General features: G+C 55.7%; 11 protein-coding genes. 5 read left to right on the top strand and 6 right to left on the bottom strand.

Translation table 11 applies throughout. The features are described from left to right. Positions 1-237 precede the first annotated feature (237 nt). Entirely contained in the window at positions 238-3,408 is a 3,171-nt protein-coding gene (locus ISP18_RS04730; RefSeq protein ID WP_380017497.1) for a TonB-dependent receptor plug domain-containing protein, read from the top strand. 202 nt (positions 3,409-3,610) lie between these two features. Further along, entirely contained in the window at positions 3,611-4,177 is a 567-nt protein-coding gene (locus ISP18_RS04735) for a hypothetical protein (protein WP_380017499.1), read from the top strand. A 48-nt stretch (positions 4,178-4,225) separates the two neighbouring features. Here the strand turns inward: ISP18_RS04735 and ISP18_RS04740 are convergent, their stop codons facing one another. Further along, entirely contained in the window at positions 4,226-4,537 is a 312-nt protein-coding gene (locus ISP18_RS04740) for a putative quinol monooxygenase (protein WP_380017501.1), read from the bottom strand. A 110-nt stretch (positions 4,538-4,647) separates the two neighbouring features. Here ISP18_RS04740 and ISP18_RS04745 point away from each other — a divergent pair, with 110 nt between their 5' ends. Together ISP18_RS04745 and ISP18_RS04750 are read left to right on the top strand one after the other, a co-directional pair. Continuing rightward, positions 4,648-5,607: a GlxA family transcriptional regulator gene (locus tag ISP18_RS04745; protein WP_380017503.1), complete on the top strand. Its 960-nt coding sequence runs from the start codon at positions 4,648-4,650 to the stop codon at positions 5,605-5,607. Between the two features lie 93 nt (positions 5,608-5,700). Continuing rightward, positions 5,701-6,690, top strand: a complete 990-nt coding sequence (locus ISP18_RS04750; protein WP_380017505.1) for an alpha/beta fold hydrolase — start codon at positions 5,701-5,703, stop codon at positions 6,688-6,690. A 64-nt stretch (positions 6,691-6,754) separates the two neighbouring features. On the opposite strand, the gene ISP18_RS04755 is transcribed toward ISP18_RS04750, so the two are convergent. After that, positions 6,755-7,213, bottom strand: a complete 459-nt coding sequence (locus ISP18_RS04755) for a fasciclin domain-containing protein (RefSeq protein WP_380017507.1) — start codon at positions 7,211-7,213, stop codon at positions 6,755-6,757. Positions 7,214-7,519: 306 nt separating this feature from the next. On the opposite strand from ISP18_RS04755, the gene ISP18_RS04760 reads away from it, so the two are divergent. Beyond that, entirely contained in the window at positions 7,520-7,765 is a 246-nt protein-coding gene (locus ISP18_RS04760; protein WP_380017509.1) for a hypothetical protein, read from the top strand. Positions 7,766-8,214: 449 nt separating this feature from the next. Here ISP18_RS04760 and ISP18_RS04765 read toward each other — a convergent pair whose 3' ends face one another. The 4 genes from ISP18_RS04765 to ISP18_RS04780 all read right to left on the bottom strand — a co-directional run bounded on the left by ISP18_RS04765 (position 8,215) and on the right by ISP18_RS04780 (position 12,498). Beyond that, positions 8,215-9,615, bottom strand: coding sequence for an MFS transporter (locus ISP18_RS04765; protein ID WP_380017511.1), 1,401 nt, complete (start codon positions 9,613-9,615; stop codon positions 8,215-8,217). Next, positions 9,612-9,920, bottom strand: coding sequence for a DUF4387 domain-containing protein (locus ISP18_RS04770; RefSeq protein WP_380017513.1), 309 nt, complete (start codon positions 9,918-9,920; stop codon positions 9,612-9,614). The genes ISP18_RS04765 and ISP18_RS04770 overlap by 4 nt, the downstream gene beginning before the upstream one ends. Then, on the bottom strand, positions 9,917-11,290 hold the full coding sequence (locus ISP18_RS04775; RefSeq protein ID WP_380017515.1) for an acyclic terpene utilization AtuA family protein: 1,374 nt from the start codon (positions 11,288-11,290) through the stop codon (positions 9,917-9,919). Before ISP18_RS04775 ends, ISP18_RS04770 begins: the two co-directional genes overlap by 4 nt. Positions 11,291-11,403: 113 nt before the next feature. Beyond that, positions 11,404-12,498: a TonB-dependent receptor gene (locus ISP18_RS04780; protein ID WP_380017517.1), complete on the bottom strand. Its 1,095-nt coding sequence runs from the start codon at positions 12,496-12,498 to the stop codon at positions 11,404-11,406. Positions 12,499-12,658: the final 160 nt, after the last annotated feature.

Genomic DNA, 12,658 nt, shown 5'->3' on the forward strand with positions numbered 1-12,658 from the left:
TTTCTTAAGATACTTAGACACGCCATATCGGCTTGTTGCGTCGGCTTCCGGCGCAACCGCCTTGGCGCGGCAATTGGCGTGTGGTTACCCACGCATGACGCCGTTTTCTCGATATCTGCCGCCGGCAAATGGTCCGACGGCAGCGCCGCACCGGGCATGTAAGTACCACCAACAACAACCAGCAAAGGAGTTAGCAAACGTGTAGTCACACTCAAAAGTAAAAAGGGAGGATCTACCATGAACGCGCGAGATCACAAGATGGCCAATGCGATACGCATGGCCTTAGCCCTAGGTAGCTGTGTGTTGACGACGGTCGCGGTGGCACAAGCCGTAACTCTCGGACAACAATCCCCCACAGCGAACACCCAGACGACTCCCCCAACCACTTCGCCTTCAGGTACACCGCCGCAGTCGACGCAAGCGCAAACCACGGCCAATCCACCATCGACGCAGCAAACCACAACGCTGCAGGCAATCACTGTCACGGGCTCCATGATTCGCAGCGTCGATGTGGAAACGGCGCAACCGGTGACCGAACTCTCGCATGAAGCACTTCAGCAACAGGGCTTTGTAAGTGTCGGGCAGATTCTGCAGAACGTTTCGTCGGTAGGCTCTTCGGGCACGAGCACCCAAAGTGCTTTGGGCAATATCGTGGGCCAGTACGTGAGCTTGCGCGGCCTGGGTGCACCACGCACGTTGGTGCTGGTTGATGGCCAGCGATGGACCACGGATATCTTTGGCGAAACGGATCTCAGCACGATCCCAAGCTCCATCATCGACCACGTTGAAATCCTGCAGGACGGTGCTTCGGCGATTTATGGTTCCGATGCCATCGCCGGCGTGGTCAACATCATCACCAAAAAGGATTTCGATGGTGTGCAGCTCGATACGTACAACAGCATGTATTCACCGGAGAACGACGGTAAAAACAGCCAGTTCAGCCTCACTGGCGGCAAGAAGTTTTCTCGGGGATCGTTCCTGGTCAACATGACCATACAAAACACCAACGGGCTGAATGCGGACGATCGCGATTTCAGCAAGTATGGCTTCTTCAGTTTTGGACCGAATTATCCCCAAAGCCAGACGGTCCCCTCGCCTTTCGGCACCATCACCGGCGCGCTCAATCCGGCGACCGGCCTGCCGATTAGCCTGCCGCAATTGGCCAATGGCCCGATTACCGTGAACATGGGCGAGAACGGACTGGATATCGCCAATTACCACGTCAACACGTTCGGCTCGCAGTATCCGTCGCCTTATTTCAACAATGACTACCAGAACTCGGCCTTCCTCGAGACGCTGATGCCAGACAATCGTCTGCGGTCGTATATGGCGAAAGGCGATTACAAAGTTACCGATCACATCACGGCAACCTTCATCGGCACGTACAACACCAACGACTCCAGCACCAGCATCAGCGGTTATCCGCTCAGCTCGCTGACACCGGCCAATGGCGCACATTTGGCGGAAGCGCTCGGTCTACCCGTGGGAACGTTCCCGGCGGTTTACTTTCCGACGCTCTCCTCACAGAGCTATTACAACCCGTTGCCGGGCAATAACCTCGAGTTCCAGTTGCCGCTGCAATATCCCAATCGCATTGCGTACAACACGGTCAAGCAATACGGCTGGCGCTTCGGCCTGGAAGGCGATTTCGGCCTCGGCGAAAGAGAGTTCAATTGGGACGCAAGCTACAGCGACTTTCGATACGGACAATCGAGCTTTGGCCCGGGCAATCTCAATATGGTTCACCTGGAGCAGGCCCTTGGGCCATCCTTTATGGGCCCCAATGGCGTCGTGGAATGCGGCACTCCGGGCAACGTGATCGCCGGTTGCGTGCCGCTCAATCCGTTTTCCGGTGCGGGCGGCGCCACGCCAGCGGAGATCAACTATCTGAACATCATTGCCGGTACGCGGTCCTACAGCAAAATGAAGACCTTCGCCGTCAATTTGACGGGTGACGTGTTCACGCTTCCGAAGTCCATGGGGAGCGGTGACGTGACGTTCGCCATCGGCGCCGATCACCGCGACATCTCCGGTGGCGCCACGCCGGACCTGTATACGCAGCTTGGCCTCAACACCAATTTGCAGCAGAACATAGGGCGCGGCTCCTATGGCCTCAACGAGGCGTACGCCGAGGTGAACATTCCTGTTCTGAAGGATATGCCGGGCGCGCAACTGCTGGACGTTGACCTCGCCCATCGGTTCTCGCGTTACACCAACTTCGGCAATACCAATAACAACCAGTTCAAGTTGTCGTGGCAGCCGATCAACGACCTGCTGATTCGTGCCAGCTATGGCACGGGTTTCCGTGCGCCGGCCATCGCCAATCTGTATGGCGGCACGTTGCAGAGCTTCACGAACTACACGGATCCTTGCGACGTCAACTTCGGCTTGACGGGCAATTCCGTCGTGAAGCAGCGCTGCTTGAGTGGATTTGCAGGATTGCCGGCGGTCGGCCCCGGGTTTACTCAGCTCAATCCCAATGGCCAGCCGGTTCCTGCGCCCAATACGACCAGTACGACGCCGTTTTTCACCGGCGCCAATGCCAACCTGAAACCGGAAACCTCCAAGAGCTATACGGCAGGCTTCGTATACAGTCCGCATTATCTCACCGGCTTCAATGCCACTCTGGACTGGTACCGCATCAGCATCCACAACGTGATCACGTTGCCGACGGCCACCAGCATTCTCGACAACTGCTATCTGTTGGGTGATGCGCAACAGTGCGCACAATTCCAGCGCTCAACCGCAGGGGGGCCGTTCCAGGGACAGGTTATCAATCTGTTGCAGGCATTGGTGAACCAGGGTTTTGTGGAAGAGCGCGGCGAAGACCTGAGCCTGACCTACCTGTTCCCCGATACGCCCATCGGCAAGTTCAAGTTCGACTCGACCAGCACCTATATCAATTCGGTGAGGGAGCAGGTCACGCCCGGTGGCCCCATCATTTCCAACACGCTGGGTGCTTACGATACGGTGCTCGGCCCGCTGTGGCGCTTTCGCTCCACGGTCAATCTGAATTGGAGTTACAAACAGTTCGGTGCGACCTGGACGATCCGCTACTACTCGTCGCTGTCGGAGCCATGCATCCCGCCCAACCCGGGGTTGAACGAAGTCTTCCCCTGCAACAATCCCAACAAGGACCTGGCCAACTCGCCGAATGGACTGAACCGACAGGGCGGCCTCGCTTTCAACGATGTGCAGGTGAATTGGGACACGCCCTGGAAAGGACGCATCGCGCTTGGAGCCACCAACATCCTCAATCGTAAAGCGCCGCTCTCATACACCGGTGTATATAGCGTGGCCGGCCCTCTTGGCCCAACCGGAACGGACGGCTACGGCGATTTTCCTATCAACCCGCAATACGATATTGGCCGTGTCATTTACCTCAAATACGAGCAGAAGTTCTTCTGATCGCACTTGTCATTCTGCGCCGGCATGATGTTGCCAGGGCGATGCATAGAACAAAGGGCGCGGATGATCCGCGCCCTTTACCCTTTTGTGCGAAAACGTGGCCAGGACATAGCACGCGTGAACGTCCGCCCCAAAGCGGACACATTTTGCGCGGCAGGGAATTGCCGGAGTAATATATTGGGCGTTCTTCACGGGGGCGGTCATGAGTATTTCAAGCATCAGCAGTACTCAGTCGCAGTCCGTTAGTGGTCTCATTGCACCCCAGTACCCTCATCACAAAAGGGAGTTCAATGAGTCGACCGCACGAGCTTTAGTAGCCTCGCCGGACTCCTCGACCCAAAACGCGAGCTTGCTGGCCTCGGCTGTTGCAGCAGCATTGACGCAGCTCGGACTAAGCTCCTCACCCAATACGGTATCTACCGCTGTTACGGCCGCAAGCAGCACCACGCCGCTCGCCCTCCTGCCACAGCAGCCAAAAGCATCGCAGCAGGTGCAGCAGTACAAAGACATTGCATCGACATACTCCAATCTGGCTCAGGCATTGAGTTCCAGTGTGAACAGCGCGCCCTCCACTTCAAGCGGCACCGGCAATTTGACAACGGTTTTCCAAAACCTTTGGACGTCGCTTGGGACGTCATACGGAACATCATCCGGCTCTTCAAACGGCACCATTCCAAGCTTGCCGTCGTTTCTGCAAACGCTGGCGCACAATTTGAGTGAAAGCGGCATTTCTGGTCTGCGCGGGGTGTTTGTCGACGCGGTGGTTTGATGGTGTAAGTCCTTTTCAGTGACCTCCGACTGATGGCCGTGTTGCAGATCAGTCGTGCGCCAACCGATTCTTGACACCCAGTACGTCAATCGATTCGATCGCTGGATTGGTCGCGAGCAAATCTGCGGCCCGCGCCATCAAAGCCTGTGCGATGGGACCATTAAGGTGTGCCTGTCGGTCATGCTCGCTGGTAAATGCGTCGAAGATGCCAAAGGTGGTGGGCGAGAGCTGCAGAGCAAACCAGATCGGGGTGGTGGCTTCTTCATTTGCCATGGACAGACCAGCGGCAAGGAATTGCGCTACGGCCTGCTCTTTTCCCGGCTTCGCTTCGAGCCGGACGAACAATGCATGCTTAATCATCTTGTTTTCTCCAAGGATTGCGTGGAGGTCTCCCCGCATGGAGAACACTGTACAAACATGCTCCCGAGGCAAATACTGTCAAGATTGACAATATTGATGTCATTCGTGCCATGAAAATTACCGTTCTCGCCCTGGAACACGTGTTCGATACCGGTCTCGCCACGGTGCTGGATGCCCTCGACACTGCGAACGAGTTGGCGCGGGTGACGGGCATGTCCACCCCAGGCTTCGAAGTCACCGTAGTGGGCGTGCGGCAACAGGTGCATACCGCGCGGGGACTACAAATACCCGTGCGTGACGTGTGCGAAGCACCGACTCCTGAATGGGTCATCGTCCCTGCCCTGGGCTACAAGATGCCTGATCAGCTCGTACCCGGCCTTAGCAACGACGACATCGTCGACGCGCTACCCGTGCTGCGCGCCTGGGCGAAAGACGGCGCTCGTATCGCTGCCGCGTGCACTGGCACCTTTGTACTCGCTGAAAGCGGTCTGCTTGACGGACATGAAGCTACGACGACGTGGTGGCTCTCACCGTTGTTTCGCCAGCGTTATTCCGACGTGCAACTCGACGCACACCGCATCGTCGTACCCAGCGGCGCTGTCTTAACAGCAGGCGCTGCTCTCAGTCATCTCGACCTGACACTTTGGCTCATTCGTCAAAATAGCCCTGAACTTGCCATGCTCGCGGCTAAGTATCTGGTATTCGATACGCGTCCATCGCAGTCCGCGTATGCCATTAGCGATCACCTCGCGCATGCTGACCCTCTCGTGGAACGTTTCGATCGCTGGGCGCGCGAACGGCTCGATACGTCGATTACGCTCGATGCTGCCGCCGATGCGCTGGCAACCAGCAAGCGTACCTTGTCCCGGCGTTTGAACGAGGTGCTTGGCAAAACACCTATCGAATACATCCAGGATCTACGAATCGAACGCGCCATCCACCTGCTCAAGACGAGTAAGCACAGCGTCGATCACATCGCCGAGCAAGTCGGCTACGCGGACGGCGTTACGCTCCGAACGCTGCTGCGTCGACGAATTGGTAAAGGTGTACGCGAAATACGAATGCCATGAGAGCTGACGGTGGCGGCGTATTGAATCGCTGCCCAAATTGGATTTCTGGCTTTCTCAGGATCTCCGTTGCATCCATTTTGCGGAAGCTTTCCAATGAAACGATTAGTTTTCCTTGCCATAGGTGCGTTACTCAGCGTCAACGCCTTGGCCACCGAGCTTAAAAACAACGGGGAAATGCCACAAAAGGACCAAGCCATGATTACGTATCGCACGGTAAATGTTCAGGGGCTAAGCATCTTCTATCGCGAGGCCGGAAGCGGCGATGCGCCCACCGTTCTCTTGCTCCATGGGTTTCCATCTTCGTCGCGGATGTTTGACAAGCTGATACCTGTGCTTGCGAAGCAGTATCACGTTATCGCACCGGACTATCCGGGCTTTGGCCACTCCGACGCACCGCCTGCAGAGACGTTCACCTATACCTTCGATCACCTGGCGTCGATCATGGACGCATTTGCACAGGAACTCGGCATCCACCATTACGCACTGTTTGTGCAGGACTACGGCGGGCCCGTCGGATTTCGCTTAGCGCTCATGCACCCCGACCGCATCGACGCCATCGTCGTGCAAAACGCAGTGGCACATGAAGAAGGCCTAGGCCCACTATGGGTAACACGCCGTCAGTATTGGGCCAACAGGGAGGTTTATGCCGACAAGCTCCGTGCAAACTTGATCTCATTCGACGCAGCAAAACAGCGTCACGTCGGCACCGATCCACACCCCGAGCTTTACGATCCGGATCTCTGGACGGACGAATCCGCCTTCCTAAGTCGCCCTGGTGAAGATCGCATTCAAGAAGATCTCTTTTATGACTACCGCACGAACGTCGCGGCGTACCCTAAATGGCAATCGTATCTAAAGACATACCACCCACCGCTACTCGTAGTGTGGGGAAAATATGACCCCTCTTTCACGGTAGCCGGCGCATGGGCTTACAAACGAGATGTTCCCGACGCAGAGATACATATCTTAGATGCAGGCCATTTTGCGATGGACACGAAAGGCCAACAGGTCGCGGACCTCACCATGCAGTTTTTGGATCGACAGCACACTCGGATGATGCACGTGCAAGGCAATACCCCATAAGTCGTTAAGAGTGGGCGCATTAAGCCGCCTGCTCTGCACATATGATGTGTTGCTTGCCAGCCGATCAGTGCTTAGTAGCTGGCTCAACGGGCTGGATGACGGCGTCAATCATATGGATGACACCATTGCTCGAAGCAATATCGACCCCGATCAGGTTGGCGCCATCGATCCTGATCTTATCGCCCTCTTTTGTGATGGCTGCCGATTGGCCTTGCATCATTTTGGGATGCGACATGGTGCCGACGTCAGCGGCAGATGCATGGCCTGGAAGGACGTGATATTTGAGCACCGAGATTAATTCGGCTTTGTTCTCGGGCTTTAACCAGTCCTCAACGGTGCCCCTCGGAAGCTTGCCGAATGCTTCGTCGTTTGGAGCAAACAATGTGTAAGGACCCGAATCACTCAACACTCCGGTCAACCCCGCGGCATCCAGCGCCTTACGTAACACAGTGAATGAACCAAAGGACTCAACCGAATCAATCAGGTTGCGATTCGGGGTATGGTTGTTGACATAGATACTCATGACTTCTCCTGCCAGAGGGTCTGCTTACAAAACCGAAGCGGCTGATGCCGCCCCCCGGTGTCAACCGAGGAGAACTCAGGAAGCGTTAGCGAAAGTACCGCAGGACTGAGGCGCCGTGGACGAGATCTTCTCTACAGCACTTATCGACTATGCGCGCTTGTTTGTTACGCGAGTGTAAGGCTCTGCTTACCCTGACTACCGTACTGCGCATTACACCCGACTAACAGTTGAAGGCGCACTTTGAACGCACAGGCGAGAGCTCATTCGTCGGTCCGAAAACCCCGGCGTGCGGTTGAGGTCTCCGTCATGAATATTCCAACCAGCGCCCCTCTCCATCCGCCGTCGCGAGTTGCCATGTGGTCTGGCTACATCGCAGGCATCTTCCGGCGATCCGCGAGAGCAATGCCGCTTGCGGCGCCTATCCCCATGCCCCGAAAGCAAGCGTTGCTGCTGGCGCAAGGCTTGAAGCGAAATGAACAACGCATTCGGATGCTGGAATTGCTGCGCGAAGTCAGGGGCGAGCATAGCGACGTTTCTGAGCAACAAAGCTAGGCTTGGAGTCGAGCAGACGCTTGGCTTGCGAAGTGAGCAACTTTACGAGCGCCACGCATTGATCGGCTGACGTGACCCGCGAAGCGATCGCTACAAGTCGTGGTTCGACCCAATGCGTTCAAAACACACCAAAAATCGGGCGTGGCGACTGGCACCACTTTAGTTCCAATAAAGGACTATGCTGGGGCCGCGGCTTATCCCAAAGGTAACGGTCATGACAAGCGTTTCTGGAAAGACAAAAAATGGATTTACGTACGAAGGCGACTACGAACACGCAAACTCCGACCGCGTGACATGGACTGCCACATACAGACTTAGCGGCCATTTCTATGGGATGCGGCATGGGCGTATCAACGAACTTATGGGCGTGCCTACGGCAGAGATTGACGATGCTGTAAAGGACGACATTGAGTCGACATGGACCCGGCCCGGCTAGATGTGGATGGCCATCACTCGTTGACATCGATCTCTTCGTAGGCACGCCCCAATGTCCTTGGGCCAAAAAGGAGCGTAGTGAAAACGCAGATACCCATGAAGAACGCCAAAAGCCAAAAGACGCCTCGCACACCTGTATGGAGCAATACCGTCGCAATGAGGTAGCTGCTAAAGGCCGTGCCAAGGCGATCAAATGAATAGACAAACCCTATCGCTCTTGCGCGAAGGGATGTTGGAAAGAGTTCGCTTCGGTAAGTGTGGTTGGCGGTGGAATTCATCTCGCTGGATAGCGTGAGAAGCACACCCAGGACGACCCACATCAACGGGAATGATTGCTGCGCGAACAATACGCCGAACATTGCGACGAAAAACCCTGTAATGGCAATCTGCCACTTTCGCTCAATGCGATCGGAAAACAGGGAAGCGAGCAGCGGTGACAAAGGATAAGCAACGCCGATCATTGCTACGTACAGGAACGACTTTGTAATGGATGCCCCTTGATGTTCAAGCAACGTCGGGGCCCACTGCGCAAAACCGTAGAAAGCGATCGACGAAGCAGGTGTTGCAATGATCAACATCAGCACGCGCTTTCTATGCGGCCGTCGAAAGAGGTCACTAAAGCGCGAATCCTGCTTAGGCGGCGAAGGGGTGACCGTCGCGGGTAGCAGCATTTCTCCTCGCGCGAAGACATATTTCTCAAAAGCATCGACGATACTCCTGGCCTCGAGTAGTCGCCCTTTCGATGCAAGCCATCGCGGGGACTCAGGAATGCCTCGCCGCATCATGATCACCGCTAGCGCACCGATGCTCGGTAGAAAGGCAAGCCATCGCCATCCGGCAATGCCTAGCCAATCATGAGGCCCCAAGAATTTGGCGAGTAGTCCAGCAAGTGGTATGGCCGAAAGTTGCACGGCTTTGCTGATGGAGAAGACTCGGCCGCGCATCGCTTTAGGGGAAATTTCCGCCAGGTAACAATCCACCACGACCAACTCGGCACCTATACCGATACTGGCTATAAAGCGCCAGATGCATAGACCTAATGCATGCTGCTGCAGACCCATCAACACGGTGCCAAGCGCATACCAGAGCATAGCTGCTAGGAACGTGGCGCGTCGGCTGTATCGGTCCGCAGCGACGGAGCATCCTAATGAGCCCACATACAAGCCAAGCATCGTGGCAAAAGCAAAGCTCGCCTGATCGGGTAGGCCAAAAAATCCGCTCGTGGTTTCCCGAAATAGACCCGCTTTCACCCATAAGGGACTTAGAAGAGCTGTGAGAGCTAGGTCGTACACTTCGAAAAATCCGCCTAGCGATACCTTCATCACCCAGGACCATAGTCGTGGGGTGCTGGGTAACCGGTCTAAGCGGGATGCAACGTCAGCTGCGCCGTTTGAAGCAATATCCACCTCGCTCATGAGATGGCAATGCTGAGTAGTGGGACGTATTGCTGACCGCCATAGCAATCGCTGTCGCCCGGATCAGATTGAAAGATCGGGCGAGGCATGGAAATTTTGAGCGCCATGGCGGCCTCGTGATAAACCACCACAATCTGCTCGAATGGAACGCTGTAGATCTCTGCCAGAACGCTGGGAGTAAGCGCATTGGATCGCTTGGCCAGGGCGTAGTTCTCGGCGCTCGAGAACATGAGATCGAATGTCAACATGAAAGGCCCGGCATTCTTTGAGCGTATAAGACTGCACAGATCGAAAAGCGTCGTCATGATCCCACCTCAAAAAAATCGGTTCGGAACATCTCAAGCGGGTTATCGGGAAAGACGACGTGATTAAGGGAAAACCGATAGGATGCACCGCGTTCGATCTCGGGTGGAGAAAATGGATAGGCGATGCTGCTGATGATTCCTTCGTACTCAGGTACCGGTAAATGAGCGCTCACATGCGACACCATGGTGGCTATCTTGGTGGCCAAGTCCTGAGTGGGCGCAGTCACCGTGATGAGAACGCCAATTTCCCACGGCACCTCATCGTGGCGGGGTTCGACGCTTCCCAATACCCCGTCACGTCCGTACAGACGGTAGTGGATGTCATAGTCACTGCTCCGAAGTTTTCCCTCGAAAAGTTCGGCTATACGCGCTGCGAAGTAAACGTTCGCCTGCGAAAGCAATTTGCCGAGTTGACCAATGATATGTGGATCCCGTATACCGCCCATCACTACCGTTTGGTAACCATTGCATCGAGCGCCTTCCAGTTTGATCGAGTATCTACTGGCTGGCACAAAACGAGAGCCACTTACGCGAACGGAGCGATAGTCAACGGCTTCGTAACGCGCATGCTCGGTATTGATGACTCCGGATGGCTCGGTAAGCAGAAAGGGATTCGCGTTCTCATAAAGCGTATGAGCGGCAATGCCGCGCGGCGTGCATCGCGCCCCAAGATCCAAGGGCTCGATATCGAACCAACTGTCATAGATGGTGGCAATCATTCCATCGGCCGCTGGAACAAAGGCACACGCTGCACCGCATTCCAATGTCTTGGCCGCGTGCCACGAAAGCCCTGCATCGGCGCCACGCATTATCGGCAACACAGAAAACAGTGCGGAATCGCTTGCACGTCCGGCAAGGATCACTTCTGCACCTTGAAGTAAAGCTGCTTCGAGAGGTTCAGTGCCCATCATGCCGACAACATGGCTGTTATCCCAAACATCCTCCGACAACGGCGGTGCCGGATTCAGGGCATGAATGCGACCTTCCGCATGACGACGCTTTAAATACGAGGGATCCTGATCGGACTTGATCGTCGCGACGCGAAATTTGAGATGTTCCTCGGCCGCTACTTCCTTCGCCATCTGCAACATCCATTCGACACCCACGTCGCGACCGCTGGTGCCGCAGGAACCGATGATCAGTGGTACGCCAAGCGTATCGCGAGCCTTCAACAACCAACGAAGGTCGCGCTTGCACGCTTCTTTGGACAGCTTGGGCGTTCCGCTGCCCAGTGACGCCGGCCCGGAATCGGTGGACCCTGCGTCGCACGCAATGACATGAGGTTTCAATGAAACGCCACGGCGCAGCGAATCCAACTTAAATCCTGATCCTATGCAACCGTTTCCCGCCATCACCCTAAAACCGCTCATGCCGAAGTTCCTATCACATAGAGATCAGGTGGCGACGAGCATCGCATCGACGAAAAGTGCGCACGCTCACTGTGTTCTGCCGTACTGCAAATGGGTAGTGGATGCATGTCATCTCAGAATTTTGTGCGGAGCTCTACACCCCAGGTACGTGGCGGTGTAACCGTGGCGAATGGGGTTCCAAAAACCGTGGTTGAATCGTTATTGATGACCTCGACATAACGCTTGTTGAAAAGGTTGTTGCAAAAGTCGAATCCACGCCAAGCGGTGATGGACGTGAAGCCACCCCACGCGAACGAATGATCGATAGTGAGGGTCGAGGCATTAAATCGCCGGCTCTCGGCCCCATAAGCAGCGTCGTTATAGAGCGGTGCTGTAAAGGGGTTGATGAAAGTCGCAGGATTGGCTGGGAACGGCGGGCGCTGGTTTGTGTCGTTGCTTAGCGCGATCAATCCCATGCCCACGGCTGGCGGCTGGTTGAGTCGTTCGTGATCCCAGGACAAAAGTACGCGCGTGTCGGGGGTGATGTTCCAGCGATACACGATGCGACTTCCCCAATCGTCAGTCTTGCCATAGTGCTGCCCGTTGGTTTGATTCGTGATCCAACCATCGCTTTGGTTATCCAGCACGCTTATCCGCAACGCCATGTCTTTATTGAGGGGAATATTGACGAGCGCGTTCTCGTATCGCGATCCCTCATTGCCAAAACGCACCACGGCCTTCCCTTCAAACTTATCCGTCGGTTCGTTCGTGACGATGGAGATCGCTCCACCCGCGGCATTACGGCCGAACAGCGTACCTTGTGGCCCTTTAAGCACTTCGATTCGATTGATGTCGTTGAACGCAAGCAGCGCGCCGCCCGTTCGAGCCGCGTAGACGCCGTCGACAAACACGGCCACCGGCGAATCGGTGCCCACGCCAAAGTCGTTTGCAGTGAGTCCACGCAATGAATAATGAGGCTGCGTAGGATGTTCCCCATCGACAAACAGACCCGGGACAAAGATGGACATCTTGCTGAGATCGGTCGCCGCTAGAGTGTCGATCTGCTGGGCGGTGACGATCTGCAGAGCCATCGGAACCTGCTCCATCTGTTGCGTGCGATTCTGTGCAGTCACGGTGACATCTCCCAGAACCTTGGCCTTCGCGGGCGAAGGCTTCGCATTTTTCTGGTCGGGGGCAGGCTGAGTTGCGGCATCGGCTCGCATTGCCATGGGCGCGCACAGGAGAAGTGCAGCTCCGCCATATAGAAGGTGACGTACACAGAGTGACAACTGTCGTTGGCGACTGATCATTTGCGGTCTTCTCCCCTCTTCAATTTGTGTATGCGCCCACCCGTAAGTCATGCGTTCTTTCTCAGGCGCAGAATTTGTT

Source organism: Dyella humi (assembly GCF_044904605.1).
GTDB classification, from domain to species: domain Bacteria; phylum Pseudomonadota; class Gammaproteobacteria; order Xanthomonadales; family Rhodanobacteraceae; genus Dyella_B; species Dyella_B humi.

What these genes read in the sequence shown, in the direction of transcription:
- ISP18_RS04730 (WP_380017497.1), top strand. Translation starts at nt 238, where the DNA reads ATGAACGCGCGAGATCACAAGATGGCCAATGCGATACGCATGGCCTTA.
- ISP18_RS04735 (WP_380017499.1), top strand. Translation starts at nt 3,611, where the DNA reads ATGAGTATTTCAAGCATCAGCAGTACTCAGTCGCAGTCCGTTAGTGGT.
- ISP18_RS04740 (WP_380017501.1), bottom strand. Translation starts at nt 4,537, where the DNA reads ATGATTAAGCATGCATTGTTCGTCCGGCTCGAAGCGAAGCCGGGAAAA.
- ISP18_RS04745 (WP_380017503.1), top strand. Translation starts at nt 4,648, where the DNA reads ATGAAAATTACCGTTCTCGCCCTGGAACACGTGTTCGATACCGGTCTC.
- ISP18_RS04750 (WP_380017505.1), top strand. Translation starts at nt 5,701, where the DNA reads ATGAAACGATTAGTTTTCCTTGCCATAGGTGCGTTACTCAGCGTCAAC.
- ISP18_RS04755 (WP_380017507.1), bottom strand. Translation starts at nt 7,213, where the DNA reads ATGAGTATCTATGTCAACAACCATACCCCGAATCGCAACCTGATTGAT.
- ISP18_RS04760 (WP_380017509.1), top strand. Translation starts at nt 7,520, where the DNA reads ATGAATATTCCAACCAGCGCCCCTCTCCATCCGCCGTCGCGAGTTGCC.
- ISP18_RS04765 (WP_380017511.1), bottom strand. Translation starts at nt 9,615, where the DNA reads ATGAGCGAGGTGGATATTGCTTCAAACGGCGCAGCTGACGTTGCATCC.
- ISP18_RS04770 (WP_380017513.1), bottom strand. Translation starts at nt 9,920, where the DNA reads ATGACGACGCTTTTCGATCTGTGCAGTCTTATACGCTCAAAGAATGCC.
- ISP18_RS04775 (WP_380017515.1), bottom strand. Translation starts at nt 11,290, where the DNA reads ATGAGCGGTTTTAGGGTGATGGCGGGAAACGGTTGCATAGGATCAGGA.
- ISP18_RS04780 (WP_380017517.1), bottom strand. Translation starts at nt 12,498, where the DNA reads ATGGCAATGCGAGCCGATGCCGCAACTCAGCCTGCCCCCGACCAGAAA.